Below are 18438 nucleotides of genomic sequence, written 5' to 3'. Positions count from 1 at the left end.
GCGACAGGCAGATCAAGGCTACTGAGAATAGTTAGCAGAAAAGGCGGGTAGTGCCTCGACGTTTCGTACGTCGAGGCACCAGCGATCAGCCCCCGCGGCGCGCGCGTTCGGCCATCTCGTTCAACTGCACGACGGCTTCCGGAAAGCGATGATCGGCTTCTGCATTGCGCAACGGCCGAACACGTTCGACGAGTATCTCGTTTGGCGTCGGCTGCTGCGTCCAGAGCGTCATGACCTCATCCGCAAACGCCTCCAGCGGCATATAGCCGGGACGTGTTTCCTGCCCGGGGGTAAGGCCGGTCTGCACGCCGGGGGGTGCGATCTCGATCACCTCGACCTTGCCCTCCAGGACGCGACGCAGGGACACGGTGTAGGAATGGATCGCCGCCTTGGTCGCCGAATACGTGGGGGCGGCGGTCAGCGGGACATAGGCGAGCCCGGACGTCAGGTTGACGATCGTGCCACCGGATTGCGCTGCAAGATGATCGACCAGCGCGTTGGTCAGCCGAATCGGACCCAGCAGATTGGTGACGATCGTCGCCTCCGCGTCGGTCAGATCACGGCGGGTCGCGGCGTCCTCCAGCTTCATGATGCCGGCATTGTTGACCAGCACGTTGAGCGCGGGATGTTCGGAGACGACGCGCTTGGCAAAGTCCTCGATCGCGGCGGGGTCGTCGATGTCGAGCGTGATCGCACTCATGTTCTCGCGCCCTGCGATCGCCTCGTCGAGCGCTTCCTGACGTCGGCCGGCAACGATCACCGCGTTGCCCGCATCGTGGAGACGCTGCGCCAGCGCGGCGCCAATACCCGACCCGCCGCCGGTGATGAGGATAGTGTTGCCGGTCGGGTTCATGGTGCGTCTCCTGATGATAGCGGCCGTACAACGCAGGCGATGCGCGTTCGGTCCCCATCGATCAGGGGTCGGCCTCTACATAGCCTCGACCGTGCCCACCGACGCAGGATGGCGGCGACCGCGCGTGGCAACCCTACGAACGCTGACGACGACCGCGATCAGCCCAAGAGCCGACGAGACGGCACCCGCCATCGCCACCGCCGGATACCCGAACCCTGCCGCGATCACGCCACCGCCGACCGCCGCGCCGATCGCGTTGCCCAGATTGAACGCGCCGATGTTCATGGCGGATGCAAGGTTGGGCGCGTCCGCCGCGGCATGCATCACGCGGATCTGCAGCGGCGGAACGAGCGCGAAACTCGCGATACCCCAGAGGAAGATGAGGATCGCGGTCGGAATCTTGAACGGCATCAGCAGTGCGAACACGATCAAGATTGCCGTCAGGGAGGCGAGCGTGACGATCAACGTCCGGTCGACCGAGCGATCGGCGAAACGGCCGCCGAGCCAGTTGCCGAGCGTCAGCCCCAGGCCGTAGGTCACCAGCATCGCGGTGATGTAGCCGAGCGAGGCGTGGGTCACTTCGCGCAAGATCGGCGTGATGTAGGTGAACACGGTGAACATCGCGCTCGCGCCCACCACGGTCAGGCCCAGCGCGCCGAGCACGGGGCCCCGTGTCAGTACGCGCAGTTCCGCCATCGCATCGCTGCCCTCGGGCGCAGGCAAAGCCGGCAGCGTCAGCCGCAGCGCCGCCATCGTCGCCACGCCGAGCGCCGATATGCCCCAGAACGACGCGCGCCAGCCGAGATGGTCGCCTGCCCAGGTCGCGAGCGGCACGCCGACGACGTTCGCGATCGTCAGCCCCATGAACATCGCCGCCACCGCGCCCGCGCGTCGTTCCGCCGGCACGAGGCTGGCCGCGACGATCGACCCGACGCCGAAGAACGCGCCGTGGTTGAACGAGGTCAGGATCCGCGCGGCCATCAGCATGCCGTAGCCGGTCGATACCGCCGCGAGCAGGTTGCCGATGGTGAAGATGCCGGCAAGTGCGATCAGCAACGTCCGCCGCGGCACCCGCCCGGTGGTCAACGTCATCAATGGCGCACCAATGACGACGCCGAGCGCATAGGCGCTGATCAGCAATCCCGCGGTCGGGATCGACACGCCGAGATCGGTCGCGATGACCGGAAGCAGCCCCATCGGCGCGAATTCGGTCACGCCGATGCCGAACGCGCCGACGGCGAGGGCCAGCAGGCCGGGATTGAGTTTCATGATGTCATTCCTCAGACCAGCGCAGGGTTCAGCCGGGCGAAACCCTCTTGCTGGCGATAGGGCGTATGGGGGTAGGGCGGCAGCACATCGCTGGCCGTATCGAGCACAGCGACCTGTGCGGCCGTCAGTTCCCAGCCGACCGCCCCTAGATTGTCGCGCAACTGGGCTTCGTTACGTGCGCCGATGATGACGGACGATACGGTCGGGCGGCGCAACAGCCAGTTGATCGCGACCTGCGGCACCGTCTTGCCCGTCTCCGCCGCGACCGCCTCGAGCGCGTCGATCACGCGGTAGAGGTGCTCGGCCTCGACCGGCGGTGCGAACTGTTCGGTGTCGTGCAGGCGGCTGCCCGCGGGGATCGGCCGGTCGCGCCCGATCTTGCCGGTCAGGCGACCCCAGCCAAGCGGACTCCACACCAGCGCGCCGACCCCCTGGTCCGCGCCGACCGGCATCAGGTCCGCCTCATACGCGCGACCGATCAGCGAGTAATAGACCTGGTGCGCGACCAGCCGCGGCGAGCCGTGGCGGTCGGCGATGCCTTGCGCCTTCATCACCTGCCAACCGGGATAGTTGGACACGCCCGCATAGCGGATCTTGCCCGCAGCGATCAGCATGTCGAGCGTGCCCATCACCTCCTCCGTCGGGGTCGATGCATCGAAGGCGTGAAGCTGGAGCAGGTCGATGTAATCGGTCCCTAACCGCCGCAACGAATCCTCGACCGCGCGGATCAGTCGCGACCGGGACGCGCCCCAGTCCTGCGGGCCGTCACCCATCGGGAGGCCGGTCTTGGTCGAGATCAACACCCGGTCGCGCCGCCCCCTGATCGCCGCGCCGAGCACGGACTCCGAGGCACCGTTGGAATAGACGTCGGCGGTGTCGAACAATGTCACGCCCGCCTCCAGGCAGACATCGACCAGCCGCCGGGCTTCGGTCTCGTCGCTGCGTCCCCACGCGCCGAACAACGGCCCCGTGCCGCCGAAGGTCGCGGTGCCGAAGCTCAACACGGGAACGCGCAAGCCCGATGATCCCAATTGCCGATAGTCCATGTGCGTATCCCCGATGTTCGCGTTGGTGCATAGATGGACGGTGTGGTGCCCCCTTATTAGACGATGTGACGGCGAAGGATTTGTGACGTGGACGCAAAGATCGGGATAGGCGCCGACCGGGCCCGTGCGCTGGAGATCTTCGCGACGGTGATGCGCGAGGGCAGTTTCTCGGCTGCTGGGCGCGCGCTGGGGCTGACGCCATCGGCGGTGGCGCGGTCGATCGACCGGATCGAGACACGGCTTGGCGTGCGGTTGCTGCTACGCTCGACGCGGGCCCTGACGCCGACCGTCGAGGGGCAGGTCTATCTGCAGACCGCGCGGCGGATACTCGCCGACCTGGACGACGCGGAACAGCAGATCGCGGATCAGGGCGCGCCGCGCGGGCGGCTGCGGATCAGCGCCGCGCTATCGCATGGGCGGTTGTGCATCGTGCCGTTGCTGGGCGAGTTTGCGCGTTCGTACCCGCATATCCTGGTCGATTTCGCATTGACCGATACGCTGGTCGATGTCGCGGGCGGACAGGCGGACGTCGCGGTGCGCTTCGGTCCGCTGGCCGACAGCCTGCTGACCGCGCGCAAACTTGGCGAAAGCGGCCGCGTCATCGTCGCGGCGCCCGACTATCTCGCACGGTGCGGGACGCCGACGGTCCCCGAAGACCTGCACGCGCATAATTGCCTCAACTTCAACTTTCGACGCGTCGAACCTGTTTGGCCATTCCGCCGCGATGGGCAGGACATCGCGTTGTCGGTGAGGGGCAATATCGAGGCGAACAACGGCGAAACGCTGGGTCAGCTTGCGTGTGCAGCCGTCGGGATCGCGCGTGTCGGCGCGTTCAGCGTCGTCGACGACATCGCCGCGAGACGGCTCGTGCCGGTACTGGAGGACTTCAATCCAGGCGATGTCGAGCAGATCCACGCGGTGTTCGTCGGCGGCACGAACACGCCGGCGCGCGTGCGCGTGTTCGTCGACTTTCTCGTCGCCCGACTGGCCAGTTAAGCGATCGGACGGTCAGCGCTCGATCGAGAGTATGCGCGCATAGCCTTCCAGTTGCAGCGCGCGGTCTCGCGTCAGGATTGTCCCGGCGGCCGCCTCCATCGGAACGTACATCGTGCCGCGGCGGGTGGCGTAGAGGGCATTTCGCGCCCTGTCCTCGGCATCCCGGAAGATGATCCAGGCCCTTTGCGATTGGCGCAGGGATTGCGCTGCCGGGGCAGGGAGCCGCCGCAGCAGGGCCGCGTACGCAAGGTTCATGCGCCGATCATAGTCGCGCAGCGCTTTGGTCTCGCATTCGGTCTGGCCCGCGGTGGACGCGTTGGCCTCGCGCTCCAGGCAACGCGCCAAGCTGGCGCCGGTAGGATCGGCCGACGGCATTGCGGCGAGGTCGGCGGGCGATGCCAGCAGCGTCAGGAGAAGCCATGCGCGGGTCATCGGTTCGCCTCGATGCGGGTCGATCCGCGGCAATCTGTTCGATAGAAAAATGGGCCGGTGTTACCCGACCCATTTCACTTAGTTGCTGTCGGAGTTGTTGTCGTCTTCATGGTCGACGATCAGGTACGTCACACCAGCGACGATGCCGACGCCGATGATCAGCGGAACAATGCTCACGCCCGTGAGATTGCTTGCCTTCTTCGACGACGTGCCTGCACGAACCGGCGACGCGACCGAGAGCGACTGTGCCGAATTGGCGACAGGCGCAGCGCTGGCCGCAACTGGCAGGGCAGTCATGGCGACGGCGGACGCGCCGAGAATCAATGTTTTAATCATAAGTCACTCTTCTCATGGAACAGCCGTTGCGGCTGCGGGTCACCAACGATTCCCGACCGAGTGGGTTCCTGACGATAACATGTCCGGATCGGACGGATAATTGTATCGGTTATCGATGCGGACTGGTTGCTTACGACGAGGAGAATTATACGCTCAAACCCAACCGATTTGGTTTTGAGATACTTGACGCGTATTGCTCAAGTGTCTCGGATGATGTTCTAATTAGCTGAAATGTTTGTATAAGATGGTCGGTCGGGTGTTGCTTGCGCATCTGCATGGGCGGTGATGGCTTCGCAGAGCGCGTGTGTCGCCAGAATGTCTGCGGCCGGGGTGGTACGGCCCGCGCGTGCTGCCGTCAGAAAGTCCGCACACATGGCTTCGAAACCACGCTGACGTCCGACGGAGGTCCAGTCACCACGCCGGTGGTGGCACTCCGTGCCTGCCGAGCGCACCAGTTCCGCCATGTTCCGCACCGACTGCCGCACGCCGTTACCGATCACGTCCAGTCGTTCCTCGTCCAGTCCGCTATCCCGGTGCATCGTGCCGATGGCCGTAAAGCCGTCGCCCGCCAGCATCAGCGTCACGGCCTTCAGCAGTCCATGCTCGACATGAGTCTCGATGGTGCGGCGTTGCACTGGGGCAGGCGCCAGAAACAGCAGCGTATCGACGACATGGATGAAGTCGTCGAACACCACTTTGCGCGGCTTGTCGGCCTGGCGGTGACGGTGCTTTTCCATCACGATCAAGCTCGCGCCGGTACCACGAAGCGCCGCGTAGCCCGGGGCAAACCGGCGGTTGAACCCAATTGTCAGGAGGGTTTCCTGGCGTTCGGCCAGCGCCAGAAGTTCTTGGGTTTCGGCAAGATTGTCGGCGAGCGGTTTGTCGACGAAGGTGGGGATACGCCGCTCCAGCAACAGGCGAACGAGGGCCGGATGCGCACCGGTCGCGGTGTGGATGAAAGCCGCGTCGAAGGTCGCCGCCTCCAATGCACGCTCTACGCTGGCATGGAGGTGGGGCACGCGGAACGAACGTCCGGCTTCACGGAGAACCCGCTGATCGCGTGTCGCCAGATGGAGTTCCAGTTCGGGGTTGGCCGCCAGCACCGGCAGATATCCCTTGTGAGCGATGTCGCCCAATCCCGTCACCAACACGCGCATCGCGACCTCCGAACTGTCAATTCCGGTGCGCTAGATACCGCAATCGCGCTTCGTGCCGATACGTGGCTTCGCGTCGCGGACGATTTACGCAGGCGCCACAGAACCGACCCGGCCTTGCTACGTTGGACAGGGAAAGGAGACCTGAAATGCTGATTCTAGCGCTTGCCCTCACCCTAGCTGGCTCGCCCGATCTCGACCGCTGCCTCAACACCGGGGAGGCCGCACAGGGTATCACCCCAGCGATGGCGGCCTGTTTCGGCGCGGATTACAAGCGGGCCGATGGGCGACTGAACAGGACCTATGCCGTCACCATGAAACGGTTGCCGTCTGCGCGTCGCGCCGCATTGCGCACGTCGCAGCGCGCCTGGATCAAGCAGCGTGACGCTGCCTGCCCGCTCGATCAAGGCGACGGCGTCGGCACGATCGAACGCCTGAACCATCCCGCCTGCCTGACGAAGCAGACTGACCGGCGCACCGCGTGGCTTGCGCGCTACCGCTGACGTGATTCCTGCCGCAGCCGATTGGAAGCGGGCCGGGGTCGGAGAGAGTCTTCAGCCCGTCAAGATACTCTATCCGTGCAATCCGGTTCTCAATGCGACGCTGTTCCAGTCGACGGCGCGCCGGGACCGGTCCGAACGGCCCGGATCAAGCCGCGAGCATGCTGATGGTGGCGCGGTTGCGGCCGTCACGCTTGGATTGATACAGTGCCATATCCGCCGCCTGGATGAGTGTCGCGCCATCCCTGTCCATGGCGTCGGACCAGGTCGCGATGCCGAACGACATGCTGGTCGAGCCCAGCGTGCGGTTGCCGTGTCGGACCGCCAGTTCCGCAATGGCGCGCCGCACGGTCTCGACGCGACCGGCAAGCGCTTCCGCGGTCGTGCCCGGAGCGATGATCGTGAACTCCTCGCCGCCGAAGCGGCAGATGACATCGCCGTCGCGGAACCGGCTGCGCATCTCCGCCGCGACCATCTGCAGCACCGAGTCGCCGGCATCGTGGCCGAACTCGTCGTTGAACCGCTTGAAATGATCGATGTCGCACATGACGAGGCTGAGCGGAGTTCCCGCGCGCGAGGATCGGGCGATCTCCAGCTTGAGCGTTTCTTCCATGTAGCGACGATTGAACAGGCTGGTGAGCGGATCGCGGATCGTCTGCTCGCGCAGCGATCGCTGCAAGCGGTGGTTGACCAGCGCGGATGCGATGTTCTCGGTCAGCACGTTCATCCGGAAGCGGTTCTCGGCTCCGATCCGTCCCTGAAGATAGAGCACGCCGATGACCTCGCCGCCCGCGAGCAGGGGTTCGCAATGATACACCTCGTTCTCCGCGACATGCCCGCAGACGATCTCTCGGCTGGGGTCTTCGACGGAGTGGCTCTGGCCGCGACGCAGCGCCCAGCACCGCTCCGGCGCAAAGCCTTCGATCGGCACGGTGATGCCGCCCCAGCTCGCGACGGGGGCAAGGCAATTGCGCGAGTTGTTGTGCGCGTACAGCGCGCCGGGAATGTCGGGGAGCACCTGTGGTACGAACACCCGGACGATCTGCGCCAACTCGTCGTCGGTGCGCGCGGCCTGCATGCGATGCGCCATGCCGCCGAGCAGTTCGATCACCTCGCCGCGTTCGCGAAGCGACTTCGTGTTCTGCTCCAGTTCCGTGTTGACGATCTGCAATTGCCGCTCGCTGGTGCCCTGGTCTGCGACGGCACCCCTTAATCGGTCGGCCATCGCATTGTAGCCGACGGCGAGGCGGGTAAATTCGCGCGATCCCATCGCAGTATCGATGCGGGCGTCCTGTTCGCCGCTGCCAAGCGCGGTCATCGCTCGCATCATGGTCGCCAGGGGGCGGCGGATCGCCCGAACGAGCAGCGCAAAGCTGCCGACGACGACGAGGGCGACGGCGATCGCGCCGAGTATCGCCAATTTCTTGCCGCTTTCCAGCCGCTGAACCGCCGCGTCCTGCCGCGTGGACTGGAGCGCGCGTTCCTCGTCGAGAAAGCCCTGTGCGCGCACGCTGATCGCATCCATCAGTTCGCGGCCGCGGCCACTCGCAATGACCGCGACCGCGCCGGAAAAATCACCCCGGCGGGCAAGATTCAACGGCTGCAGCAAAAAGGCGGAGCGCTCCTTCATCAGCAGCGCGATTTCTTGCGCCCGTGCATGCTGAAGCGGATTGTCGTCGGTCTGTTCAACGACTCGGGCGATGGTTCGGGCAGCGCTATCCACACGTTCGGCGTACGACCGAGCATAGGCTGGATCGCGCGTGATGACGAAGCCACGCTGGCCGGATTCGGCCTCGCGCAGATCGCCCAGCGCCGCCTCGGTCGTTTCGATGATCCCGGCGGAATGCGCGGCCCAGTGAACGCTCTGGCTGGCCTGATACGACGCATCGGCGAGGAGCCCCGCCAAAGACGCCAACGCGATAAGGACTATGAGCCCGATCGCGGTGATACGCGCTGTCAGCGATACGAACATCGCGGCATGCTTATCCCCAAGAGCTTAGCGTTTGGTTACGCTGCGAGGGACCGGCCTTATTTCGTCCGCGGGAAAAGGGGCGTGCCCGATAAAATCTGGGCGAACGGCTTGCCTGGAAAAAGGCAAACCGCTGGAGACCGACTCTTAACGCGCTTCCGCTGTGCGCGGTCATCCAGTCATAGGTCTAAGCTCGACCAAAGCCGCTCAACTGGTCCGCCGAAGCACGCGCGGGGTTGCCATCCCGCACCCCGCGTCGGCATAGGCGCGCGTTCATTGAAGGACGACGCGATGCAGACGGACGCTGGCGGCCCCGCTTTGGGGCTGGATTTCGGCACGACCAACAGCGTCGTGGCGCTGGGGACGCACGGCGGGACGCCCGAACTCGTGACGTTCGCTGCCCCTGCCGAGACGAGTCCGGTGTTTCGCTCGGCGCTGTGTTTCTGGCAGGACGACAGCGGCAAGGGGCTCGCGTCGGATGCGGGGCCGTGGGCGATCGCCGAATATATGGAGTATCCGCTCGACAGCCGGTTCATTCAGTCGTTCAAGTCGGTCGCGGCGATGAAGACGTTCGAACAGGCATCGGTGTTCGACAAGCGCTATCGCTTCGAGGAGATGGGCCAGCTGTTTCTCGAAAAGCTGATTTCGCACGCAGGCGGCAAGCTCGACACGCGGCCGCACCGGATCGTGGTGGGGCGGCCGGTCGAATATGCCGGCGCGCGGCCTGACGAAGCGCTCGCCCGCACGCGCTATGACGCGATGTTCAAGGGCTTTGGGGCGGAGATCCATTACGTCTACGAACCGCTCGGGGCGGCGTATAGCTACGCGACGCGGCTGACCGAGCCGGCGACGATTCTGGTGGCGGATTTCGGTGGCGGTACGAGCGACTTTTCGGTCGTGCGCGTTGCCGAGCCGGGCGCGGCGCGGCGGTGTACGCCACTGGGTCATGCGGGCGTGGGGATCGCGGGGGATCGGTTCGATTACCGGATCCTCGACCGGCTGGTGCTGCCGATGCTGGGCAAGGGCGGCGCGTACAAGTCGTTCGGCAAGGAGCTGGAGATTCCACGCGCGTATTTCGCCGATTTCGCGGACTGGTCCAGGCTTGCGCTGATGCGCAACCGCAAGACGATGACCGAGCTGGAGCGGTTGCAGAAGACCGCGGTTGACCCGGACGCGATCGGGCGGATGATCGCGGTGATCGAGAACGAACTCGGCTATCCGCTGTACGATGCGGTCGGGTCTTTGAAGCGTGCGCTGTCGAGTGGCGAGGATGCGCATTTTCACTTTGCGGGCGCGGGGCTGGAGATCGAGGCGGACGTGACGCGGGCGCAGTTCGAGGGCTGGATCGCCGACGACGTCGTGCGGATCGAGGCGGCGGTCGACCGGGCTCTGGAAGTCGCCAACGTCGGTGGCGGCGAGATCGATCGGGTGTTCCTGACCGGCGGATCGTCGCTGATCCCGCGCATCCGCCGGATCTTCGTCGAGCGGTTCGGCGAGGCGGCGATCATGAGTGGCGGCGAGCTGACCTCGATCGCGCACGGGCTCGCGCTGATCGGCGAGCAGGACGATATTGCGGCTTGGTCGGCATGATTCCTCGGGTTCTACTCGGGACGGCGCAGGTGCCGGGTGGGGGTGAGCTTCGGTTGCTCCAGCGTGGTGCCGAGTTCTCGATCATGCTCGGTGCGAACGAGTTGATGAACAGCCGGTTGAGCGGGTCGGAAGAGGCGCTGGCGGAGCAGGCGTGCGAACGGATCGGTGGGCGGCCGGGTGTTCGGATGCTGATCGGCGGGCTTGGGATGGGGTTTACCCTCCGCGCGGCGCTGGCACGGCTTGGTGCTGATGCGGAGGTGGCGGTTGCCGAGATCGTACCGGCGGTGATCGAATGGGCGCGGGGACCGATGGCGGCGCTGCACGGCGATAGCCTGACCGATCGGCGGACGCGCATTTTCGAGGGCGACGTCGCTGCGGCGATCGCGGAGGGCGATTGGGACGCGATCCTGCTCGACGTCGACAACGGTCCGGACGGAATTTCTCGGCCGGGTAACGACCGGCTTTACGGCGCGCGCGGATTGTCTCTGGCGCGAGCGGCTTTGCGGCCGGGCGGGGTGCTTGCCGTGTGGTCGTCAGCGCCGAGCAAGCCGTTCGCCACGCGCCTTGCCGAAGCGGGATTCGCGGTCGACGAGGTTATCGCGCGGGCTACGCGGAAGGGCGGCGCGCGGCACACGATCTGGTTCGCTACCAAGGCATGATCTGGCGCTGGGCCGTCTTGATCGCGCTGTCGGCGGTGATCGCGGGGCTGCTGGAGCTGGTCGGGCTGCCTGCGGGGTTGCTGCTCGGGCCAATGGTCGCCGCGGTCGTGCTGGCGGTGCGGGGATGGTCTCTGAGCGTGCCGACTTCGGCGTTTCGCGGGGCGCAGGCGGCGGTCGGGACTTTGATTGCGGGGTCGATCACCACGGGGATCGTCGCGACAGTGGCGGATCACTGGCCGGTGTTCCTGATGGTCAATTTCGTCACGCTCGCGGCGAGTAGCGTGCTCGGATACCTGCTGAGCCGGTGGCAGGTGTTGCCGGGCACCGTCGCGGTGTGGGGATCGACGCCGGGTGCGGCGAGCGCGATGGTGTTGATGGCGCAGGCGTATGGCGCGGACTCGCGGCTGGTCGCGGTGATGACCTACACGCGGGTCGTGAGCGTGGCGGTGGTCGCGTCGGTACTGGCGGCGGTAATGGTCGGTGGCGGGAGCGGGCATCATGTTGCGGGTACGTGGTTCGCGTCGGTCGATCCGGTTGCCGTGCTGCGGACGATCGCGATTGCCGGTGTCGGGGCTGGCATCGGGGTTGTGCTAAAGCTTCCCGCCGGCGCGCTGCTCGGGTCGCTGGTGGCTGGGGCGGCGCTCAACGTTACCGGCGTTGCGCAGCCGGTGTTGCCGCAGTGGCTGCTGGCGATCAGCTATGCGGTGGTCGGGTGGCGGATCGGGTTGTCGTTCACGCGCGATACGCTGCGGGTGGCGGGTAAGGCGATGCCGCGAATCCTGCTGTCGGTGGCGTTGTTGATCGCGTTCTGCGGCGGGATCGCGGCGGCGTTGACGCGGTGGTGGGGGATCGATCCGGTTACCGCGTATCTGGCGACTAGTCCGGGCGGGATGGATTCGGTCGCGATCATCGCTGCGTCGAGCCCGGTGGACGTGCCGTTCGTAATGGCGCTTCAGGTTTTGCGGTTTCTGGGGGTGCTGCTGATCGGGCCGCCGCTCGCGAAGTTCGTGGCCACGCGGCAGGGGGGTGTGCCGCCGCCGGTCATTCCGACTTAGCGCGATGGGGCCTCATATACCCCCGTCATCCTGACGAAAGTCAGGACCCAGGGTTACAGGGGTAGCGGTCGTGGCTCTGGGTCCTGACTTTCGTCAGGATGACGGGGGAGATTTGTTCGGGCGATACGCCTCGACGTCGATCTCGTGGCGCTTGAGCTTGTCGTAGAATGTCTTTCGCGGGATGCCAAGCGCGGCCAGCGCCGAGCGGACGTCGCCACTTACCTGTTGCAGCACGGCGCGGATCGTCGCTTCCTCGAACTTGTCGACGCGGGCGGGGAGGGGGATGTCGCTGTCTTCGTCGACCGCCTCTTCCGCCTCAACTCGGAGCACGAGGCGTTTCGCGAGATTGTCGAGTTCGCGAACGTTGCCGGGCCAATCGTGTTGGCCGAGATACGCTAGCGTCGCGGTGTCGATCGTCGGGACCTCGCGGCCGAACCGCTCCGCCGCCTGGTGGAGCAGGTGCCCGAACAGCAGGGGTATGTCGTCGCGGCGTTCTCGGAGCGGCGGGATGCGGAGGCGTACTGCGTCGAGGCGGAAGAGGAGGTCGGCACGAAAGCGGCCTTCCTCGACTGCCTGTTCGAGGCCGGGTTTGGCGGCGGCGATCACGCGCAGGTCTAGCGCGCGGGGGAGGTCGCCACCGACCGGCATCACCTCGCGCTCTTCCAGCACGCGGAGCAGTTTCGCCTGGAACGCGGGGAGCGTGCTCTCGATCTCGTCGAGGAACAGCGTGCCGCGGTTCGAGGCCTCGATCCGGCCGGTGCGGGGGAGGCGGGAGTCGCCGTCGTGGCCGAACAGCTCGATCTCCGCGACCGCCTCGGGCAGCGCGGCGCAGTTGACCGCGACGAACGGGCGGGAGCGGCGGTTGCTCCAGCGGTGGAGGAGGACGGCGACAAGTTCCTTGCCGGTGCCGGTCTCGCCTTCGACGAGCACGTCGATGTCGGCCTGCGCGATCTGGCGCATCGTCTCGCGGAGGCGGACCATTACCGGGGTCTCGCCGATCAGCGGTTCGGCGCCGATCGTTTCCTCCGCCGCGGCGCGAAGCCGGCGGTTGTCGAGCACTAAGCGGCGCATCTCCAGTGCCCTGCGCGCGCCTGCAATCAGGTGATCGGTCGCGAAGGGTTTCGGGATGAAGTCGAACGCGCCGTTCTTCAGCGCGGCGACCGCCATCGCGACATCGCCGTGGCCGGTCATCAGCAGCACCGGGATCTCGTGGTCGATCGCGGCGATCCGCCGGAAGAGTTCGATGCCGTCCATCTTCGGCATGCGGATGTCGGACACCACCGCACCGTCGAACCCGGCGGTCACGCGGGCAAGCGCGACGGTCGGGTCGCGCTCGGCGATCACCGCGATGCCGGCGAGTTCGAACGATTGCTCGAGCGCACCGCGCAACACGTCGTCGTCGTCGACGAGCAGAACCGCTTGCTCGCTCATGCCTTCACCAGGATCATACGGAAGATAGCGCCTTCTGGAGCGGGGACGAGGTCTAGCGTGCCGCCGAACTCGGTCATGATGTCGCGTGCGATGCCAAGGCCGAGCCCGAGGCCGTCCTTCTTGCTCGTCGCGAACGGGGTGAAGAGGTGGTCGGCGATGTCGGCCTCGATGCCGGGGCCGTTGTCGGCGACGGTCAGGACGACGTCGCGGCCTTTGCGCCCGACGGTAACACTCACGCGGGCATCGCGGCGGTCGGCGACCGCGTCGAGCGCGTTCTGGAGGAGGTTGACCAGCACCTGTTCAAGGCGAACGCGACCGGCGATCACCGTCAGTCGTGCCTCGGGACCGTTCGGCAGGTCGAGCGTCACGCCCTTCGCGCGGAAGCGGTCGCCGATCAGCAGGCGGACACCGTCGATCGCCTCGTCTAGCGCGACGGGGCCGATCGAGCCTGCGCCACGCCGTGCATAGCGCCTGAGCCCAGCGGTGATCGTGCCGATCCGGCTTGTGAGGTCGACGATCGACTGGAGATTGGTTGCGGCCCGCGCGGGTTCGCCGCGGTCGAGGAAGGCGGCGGCGTTGTCGGCGAAGGTGCGGATCGCGGCGACGGGTTGGTTGATCTCGTGCGCGACGCTGGCGGTGATCGTGCCGATCGACCCGACGCGGTTGGCGTGCGCGAGTTCCTCGCGTGCCTGGCGGAACCGCTGGTCGGACGCCTCGCGCTGCTCGACCTCGATCTGGAGGCGGTCGGCGGTGGCGCGGAGCTCGGCGGTGCGGCGGGCGACCTCCGCCTCCAGTTCCGCCCGCGCGCCGACGTTGCGCTTGCGCCGCTCGTACAGCCACCACGCGCCGAGCATCGCGGCGATCGTCAACATTGCGACGATTGCGGTGGCCCAGCGCGTGCGTGCCGCGGCGGTCCGCAGGGCAGCGTCGAGCGGCTCCATATGCACCAGCCGCCAGCCCGAGATCGGTACCGGCAGCGACACCGTGATCGCAGGCGATCCGTCGGGCAGCCGTGAAACCCCGTCGGCGAGCGTCAGTGGGGCGGGGGCCAGTGGCGACGATCCGAACTGGCGCGTCTCGACCAGCTCGGCGCGGCGCGAAGGCGAGAGCGAGCGGGTGGTGCGGAATTCGAGCTTCGGATCGCTGGAGATCAGGATGACGCCGTCGGGATCGGTGACGAAGGTCGCCATCCGGTCCTGGATCCACGCGCGCGCGATCTTTTCGAACTCGACCTTGACCACGACCACGCCGAGCGGTCGACCGGCGCGGTCGATCCGTCGCGAGAGATACAGGCCGGGCCGCCCGCTGACGCTGCCGAGCGCGAAGAACTCGGTTGCGCCCGACGCCATCGCCTTGGTGAAATAGTCGCGGAAGCGGTAGTCGTGGCCGAGGAAGCTGTCGGGGCGCTCGGCGTTCGAGGCGGCGATCGTCATGCCCTGCGTATCGAGCGCGTAGATCACCGGGGCGCCGGTCCGCTCCGCCAGCATTGCGAGCTTGGTGTTCAGCGCGGGGTCGACCTTGCCCGAGGCCAGCGCCGCGCGGACATCGGGATATTCGCCGAGCATGATCGGCAGCAGGCGATAGGTCTGCAGCTCGGCTTCGAGCAGGCGAAGGTTGCTCCGCGTCTGCTGGACCGCGCGCATCCGCACGCCCGCACGCGCGTCCTCGGCGGCGCGCTGGCCGTAGATCGAGGCGACTCCCGCGACGATCACGCCTAGCGCCGCGAACGCCATCAGCACCGTCAACGCCGTGACGAAAAGGGGAGATCGGAGTCGCGTCATTTTGTGCGGATTATCACACACGCACCGCCCGCACCATTGATGAAATGCGGCAATTTCCGCACGTCAGAACAATGGGTATGCTGATAAATGGCTAAAAACCAACGTTCTAAGCGCTGAAGGTGCCGCTCTTGTAGTCCTGGGTTCGGCCCGGCATTACCGTCGCACACAACGTCCCGCGTGAGTGGACGAGAATACCAGGAGGCGATGTTGACCCTACCCACCCAGACATATGGCGTCGCGGAAACGACCGCACGGAAGCGCTGGAGCGGCCAGCTCTATATCCAGGTCCTGATCGCGATCGCGCTCGGCGCGGCGCTCGGGCATTTCTATCCGGCGTACGGCGCGGCGCTGAAGCCGCTCGGCGATGCGTTCATCAAGCTGGTGAAGATGATCATCGCACCGGTGATCTTCCTGACGCTCGTTACCGGCATCGCCGGGATGAAGGAGCTCGGCTCGGTCGGCCGCGTCGCTGGCAAGGCGTTCGCCTACTTCCTGTTCTTCTCGACGCTGGCGCTGATCGTCGGGCTTATCGTGGCCAACGTCGTCCAGCCGGGCGCGGGGATGAACATCGACGCCGCCACGCTCGATACCAAAGGCATCGCCGACTACACCGTGAAGGCGCACGAGACGACGATCACCGGGTTCCTGATGAGCATCATCCCGGACACGATGGTCAGCGCGTTCACCGAGGGCAACATCCTCCAGATCCTGCTCGTCGCGATCCTGTTCGGCATCTCGCTGAGCCTGGTCGGCGAGCCTGCCAAGCCGGTGCTGAACTTCCTCGAGCGCCTCAGCCTGATCGTCTTCAAACTGGTTGGCATCCTGATGCGCGCAGCCCCGCTCGGTGCGTTCGGTGCGATCGCGTTCACGATCGGCAAATACGGGATCGGCAGCCTCGCCAATCTCGGCGCGCTGGTCGCGACCTTCTATCTGACCGCTGCGCTGTTCGTGATCGTCATCCTCGGCACCGTCGCGCGGCTGACTGGCTTCTCGATCTTCAAGCTGATCAAGTATCTGAAGGCCGAATTGCTGCTGGTGCTCGGTACGTCGTCGTCGGAAGCTGCGCTGCCGAACCTGATCCAGAAGATGGAAGCGGCAGGCTGCGAGAAGTCGGTCGTCGGGCTGGTCGTGCCGACCGGTTATTCGTTCAACCTCGACGGTACCAACATCTACATGACGTTGGCGGCCTTGTTCATCGCGCAGGCGACCAACACGCATCTGACGCTCGGCCAGGAACTGCTTCTGCTGGTCGTCGCGATGATCTCTTCGAAGGGTGCGGCGGGCGTTACCGGCGCGGGCTTCATCACCTTGGCCGCGACACTGTCGATCGTGCCGACCGTGCCGATCGCCGGCATGGCGCTGATCCTCGGCGTCGATCGCTTCATGAGCGAGTGCCGCAGCCTCACCAACTTCATCGGCAACGCGGTCGCGACGATCGTCGTCGCCCGCTGGGAAGGTGCACTCGACCGCGACAAGCTCGATGCTGCGCTGTCGGGCAAGCTTCCCGAGTTCGTGTCGGCGGCGATCCCCGCCGCTGCTACCGCCCACTGACGCGTACGGGGCCGGTTCGCCGGTCCCGCGTCCTGTACCGGATATTTGCTTATGACCTCGATGACGATCCGCCGCATGGCGTATGCGGCCGGCTTTGCCGCGTCCGCGCTTTCGACCCTGGCCTTTTCGAGCGTGGCGATGGCGCAGGCCGAAGCACCGCCCTCGCGACAGGCGAATGCGGGTGCCAAGGACGTGTCGAGCACCGCCGAGGCCTCGCCGATCGCCGAGAGCTATCCCAATGCTGCGATCGGCGACGGCGTGACGGCGGGTGGTTACAACCAGTCGCGATGGGCGGAGGACTGGTCGAAGCTGCGCGATCCGAAGAAGCGTAAGGACATCGTCGACCAGCTGAAGTTCATCTCGATCGCGGGTGATGGCGACGTCTATCTGACGCTGTCGGGCGAGGCGCGGTTCCGCGTCAACGAGACGACCAACCCCAATCTGCGCGATGCCGAGGCACAGCGGCAGGATATCCTCCGCCTGTTCGGTGGCGCCGACCTGCATGTCGGCCAGCACCTTCGCTTCTACGGCGAACTCGCGCACGGCACGTTGGAGGGTCAGAATCTCGGGACGGCGCTGCCGAATCTGCGCAACAAGCTGGCCGTGCAGCAGGCGTTCGTCGACCTGACCGGGACGGTCGCCGATGTCGACGTCGGCGTGCGCTATGGCCGCCAGACGTTTGCGGACGGTCCCAACCTGCTGGTCGTGCCGCGCGACAACAACACGTTGTTCTTCGGCTTCAACGGCTTCCGCGCCTGGGCACGCACCGCCGGCGTTCGCGCCGACGTGTTCGATTTCAAGCCGACCGCGTATGGCAATGGCGGGACACAGGACGACAACGCGGAGAGCGCGCGGCGCTTCTCGGGTATCTCGACGGGCATCGTCGTGCCGGAGACGCTGTTCGGCGGCTCGAAGTTGTACGTCGATCCGTTCCTCTGGCGCCTGCGCAACCGCGGGGCGGTATGGGGTGCGGACAATGCGCGCGAAGTCCGCAATTTCTACGGTTTGCAAGTCTGGGGTGACGCGGGTCCGGTCAATCTCGACTGGACAATCAACTATCAAGGCGGTTCGTACGACAACCGCTCGATCAAGGCGTGGCTGATCCTGTTGGCGCAGACCTACAAGCTCGGCGAGAGCAAGTCCGCGCCGCGCGTCGGCTTCCACGCCGATTATGCAAGCGGCGGTGGCGCTTTTGGTACGGGCACGCTGCGCAACTCGTTGGCGCCGTTCGGCAACAACATCTATTACAGCTATCAGCTGTTCGCGACGCCGACCAACCTGGTCGCGCTGGCGCCAAACGTGACGTTCAGCGTGTTCGACAAGTTGCGGCTGACCGCGGAATATCAGCGCTCGTGGCGCGATACGACGAGCGATGCGGTGTACCGCGCGAACGGCTCGGCGTTTGCCGGCACGCAGAATTTCGGGGGCAAGAAGATCGCCGATACGCTGCGGTTCCAGGCGGTGTACCCGTTCACCTCGCGGCTATCGTTCACCGGGCGCTACGAGCATCTGATCGCGGGGCCTGCGCTGACGAATGCGGGATACAAGAACTCCGACTTCCTCGCCGGCTGGATCAGCTACCGGTTCTGACGCTTTACTGATCCTCCCCCGCCAGGGGGAGGTGGCTGGCGCTTGCCAGTCGGAGGGGGAGGTAAGGGCAACGTAGGTTCCGTGACCGCCCCCTCCGTCACCTGCGGTGCCACCTTCCCCTGGCGGGGGAGGATTTATAGGCTTCGATACCGTGCGGATTAACCTGCGTCGCTCCGCACGACAAATTCGGTTATCCAGGCCATACCGGTCCTTCAATTCCACGATC

16 protein-coding genes are annotated in these 18438 nt (G+C 65.9%); 7 read left to right on the top strand and 9 right to left on the bottom strand.

Features of this window, described 5'->3' with window-relative positions; translation table 11 throughout:
• Positions 1-85: 85 nt before the first annotated feature.
• From E5673_RS18115 to E5673_RS18105, 3 genes are all read right to left on the bottom strand, one after another.
• Positions 86-853 carry an SDR family oxidoreductase gene (locus tag E5673_RS18115; RefSeq protein ID WP_136191072.1) on the bottom strand — a complete coding sequence of 256 codons (768 nt, stop codon included), beginning with the start codon at positions 851-853 and terminating at the stop codon, positions 86-88.
• 75 nt (positions 854-928) lie between these two features.
• Positions 929-2122, bottom strand: a complete 1194-nt coding sequence (locus E5673_RS18110; RefSeq protein ID WP_136191071.1) for an MFS transporter — start codon at positions 2120-2122, stop codon at positions 929-931.
• An 11-nt stretch (positions 2123-2133) separates the two neighbouring features.
• On the bottom strand, positions 2134-3168 hold the full coding sequence (locus tag E5673_RS18105) for an aldo/keto reductase (RefSeq protein WP_136191070.1): 1035 nt from the start codon (positions 3166-3168) through the stop codon (positions 2134-2136).
• Between the two features lie 87 nt (positions 3169-3255).
• Here E5673_RS18105 and E5673_RS18100 point away from each other — a divergent pair, with 87 nt between their 5' ends.
• Complete coding sequence (locus E5673_RS18100; protein WP_136191069.1) at positions 3256-4164, top strand: LysR family transcriptional regulator; 909 nt, start codon at positions 3256-3258, stop codon at positions 4162-4164.
• Positions 4165-4176: 12 nt separating this feature from the next.
• Here the strand turns inward: E5673_RS18100 and E5673_RS18095 are convergent, their stop codons facing one another.
• From E5673_RS18095 to E5673_RS18085, 3 genes are all read right to left on the bottom strand, one after another.
• Positions 4177-4596 carry a lysozyme inhibitor LprI family protein gene (locus E5673_RS18095; RefSeq protein WP_247599466.1) on the bottom strand — a complete coding sequence of 140 codons (420 nt, stop codon included), beginning with the start codon at positions 4594-4596 and terminating at the stop codon, positions 4177-4179.
• Between the two features lie 78 nt (positions 4597-4674).
• A complete protein-coding gene (locus E5673_RS18090; protein WP_056065305.1) occupies positions 4675-4932 on the bottom strand; it encodes a hypothetical protein in 258 nt (85 codons plus the stop codon).
• Positions 4933-5150: 218 nt separating this feature from the next.
• On the bottom strand, positions 5151-6089 hold the full coding sequence (locus E5673_RS18085; protein WP_136191068.1) for a Gfo/Idh/MocA family oxidoreductase: 939 nt from the start codon (positions 6087-6089) through the stop codon (positions 5151-5153).
• 146 nt (positions 6090-6235) lie between these two features.
• Between E5673_RS18085 and E5673_RS18080 the strand changes: the two genes are divergently transcribed.
• Entirely contained in the window at positions 6236-6589 is a 354-nt protein-coding gene (locus tag E5673_RS18080) for a lysozyme inhibitor LprI family protein (protein ID WP_136191067.1), read from the top strand.
• A 145-nt stretch (positions 6590-6734) separates the two neighbouring features.
• Here the strand turns inward: E5673_RS18080 and E5673_RS18075 are convergent, their stop codons facing one another.
• Complete coding sequence (locus E5673_RS18075; RefSeq protein WP_210731772.1) at positions 6735-8558, bottom strand: diguanylate cyclase; 1824 nt, start codon at positions 8556-8558, stop codon at positions 6735-6737.
• 288 nt (positions 8559-8846) lie between these two features.
• Between E5673_RS18075 and E5673_RS18070 the strand changes: the two genes are divergently transcribed.
• Genes E5673_RS18070 through E5673_RS18060 form a run of 3 tightly spaced genes read left to right on the top strand, consistent with a single transcriptional unit; the run spans position 8847 to position 11859 of the window.
• A complete protein-coding gene (locus E5673_RS18070) occupies positions 8847-10145 on the top strand; it encodes an Hsp70 family protein (protein ID WP_136191066.1) in 1299 nt (432 codons plus the stop codon).
• A complete protein-coding gene (locus tag E5673_RS18065; protein ID WP_136191065.1) occupies positions 10142-10804 on the top strand; it encodes a hypothetical protein in 663 nt (220 codons plus the stop codon). Before E5673_RS18070 ends, E5673_RS18065 begins: the two co-directional genes overlap by 4 nt.
• A complete protein-coding gene (locus E5673_RS18060; RefSeq protein WP_136191064.1) occupies positions 10801-11859 on the top strand; it encodes an AbrB family transcriptional regulator in 1059 nt (352 codons plus the stop codon). Before E5673_RS18065 ends, E5673_RS18060 begins: the two co-directional genes overlap by 4 nt.
• A gap of 93 nt (positions 11860-11952) precedes the next feature.
• Here E5673_RS18060 and E5673_RS18055 read toward each other — a convergent pair whose 3' ends face one another.
• Entirely contained in the window at positions 11953-13290 is a 1338-nt protein-coding gene (locus E5673_RS18055; protein WP_136191063.1) for a sigma-54 dependent transcriptional regulator, read from the bottom strand.
• The gene (locus E5673_RS18050) at positions 13287-15071 is read right to left on the bottom strand and encodes an ATP-binding protein (RefSeq protein ID WP_210731771.1); all 1785 of its coding nucleotides are present in this window, start codon (positions 15069-15071) and stop codon (positions 13287-13289) included. Before E5673_RS18050 ends, E5673_RS18055 begins: the two co-directional genes overlap by 4 nt.
• Positions 15072-15275: 204 nt before the next feature.
• On the opposite strand from E5673_RS18050, the gene E5673_RS18045 reads away from it, so the two are divergent.
• Positions 15276-16622 (top strand): dicarboxylate/amino acid:cation symporter, encoded by a 1347-nt coding sequence (locus E5673_RS18045; RefSeq protein WP_136191062.1) that lies wholly within the window; start codon positions 15276-15278, stop codon positions 16620-16622.
• Between the two features lie 51 nt (positions 16623-16673).
• Complete coding sequence (locus tag E5673_RS18040; protein WP_247599465.1) at positions 16674-18212, top strand: alginate export family protein; 1539 nt, start codon at positions 16674-16676, stop codon at positions 18210-18212.
• The last annotated feature ends 226 nt before the right edge of the window (positions 18213-18438 follow it).

Origin of the sequence: Sphingomonas sp. PAMC26645 (assembly GCF_004795835.1) — a bacterium.
Classification (GTDB): domain Bacteria; phylum Pseudomonadota; class Alphaproteobacteria; order Sphingomonadales; family Sphingomonadaceae; genus Sphingomonas.
This window is presented reverse-complemented; position numbering and strand designations above follow the sequence as displayed.

Bases quoted from the DNA above. Each gene is read 5' to 3' on its own strand.
- E5673_RS18115 (WP_136191072.1), bottom strand. From the start codon at position 853: ATGAACCCGACCGGCAACACTATCCTCATCACCGGCGGCGGGTCGGGT.
- E5673_RS18110 (WP_136191071.1), bottom strand. From the start codon at position 2,122: ATGAAACTCAATCCCGGCCTGCTGGCCCTCGCCGTCGGCGCGTTCGGC.
- E5673_RS18105 (WP_136191070.1), bottom strand. From the start codon at position 3,168: ATGGACTATCGGCAATTGGGATCATCGGGCTTGCGCGTTCCCGTGTTG.
- E5673_RS18095 (WP_247599466.1), bottom strand. From the start codon at position 4,596: ATGACCCGCGCATGGCTTCTCCTGACGCTGCTGGCATCGCCCGCCGAC.
- E5673_RS18090 (WP_056065305.1), bottom strand. From the start codon at position 4,932: ATGATTAAAACATTGATTCTCGGCGCGTCCGCCGTCGCCATGACTGCC.
- E5673_RS18085 (WP_136191068.1), bottom strand. From the start codon at position 6,089: ATGCGCGTGTTGGTGACGGGATTGGGCGACATCGCTCACAAGGGATAT.
- E5673_RS18080 (WP_136191067.1), top strand. From the start codon at position 6,236: ATGCTGATTCTAGCGCTTGCCCTCACCCTAGCTGGCTCGCCCGATCTC.
- E5673_RS18075 (WP_210731772.1), bottom strand. From the start codon at position 8,558: ATGTTCGTATCGCTGACAGCGCGTATCACCGCGATCGGGCTCATAGTC.
- E5673_RS18070 (WP_136191066.1), top strand. From the start codon at position 8,847: ATGCAGACGGACGCTGGCGGCCCCGCTTTGGGGCTGGATTTCGGCACG.
- E5673_RS18065 (WP_136191065.1), top strand. From the start codon at position 10,142: ATGATTCCTCGGGTTCTACTCGGGACGGCGCAGGTGCCGGGTGGGGGT.
- E5673_RS18060 (WP_136191064.1), top strand. From the start codon at position 10,801: ATGATCTGGCGCTGGGCCGTCTTGATCGCGCTGTCGGCGGTGATCGCG.
- E5673_RS18055 (WP_136191063.1), bottom strand. From the start codon at position 13,290: ATGAGCGAGCAAGCGGTTCTGCTCGTCGACGACGACGACGTGTTGCGC.
- E5673_RS18050 (WP_210731771.1), bottom strand. From the start codon at position 15,071: ATGACGCGACTCCGATCTCCCCTTTTCGTCACGGCGTTGACGGTGCTG.
- E5673_RS18045 (WP_136191062.1), top strand. From the start codon at position 15,276: ATGTTGACCCTACCCACCCAGACATATGGCGTCGCGGAAACGACCGCA.
- E5673_RS18040 (WP_247599465.1), top strand. From the start codon at position 16,674: ATGACCTCGATGACGATCCGCCGCATGGCGTATGCGGCCGGCTTTGCC.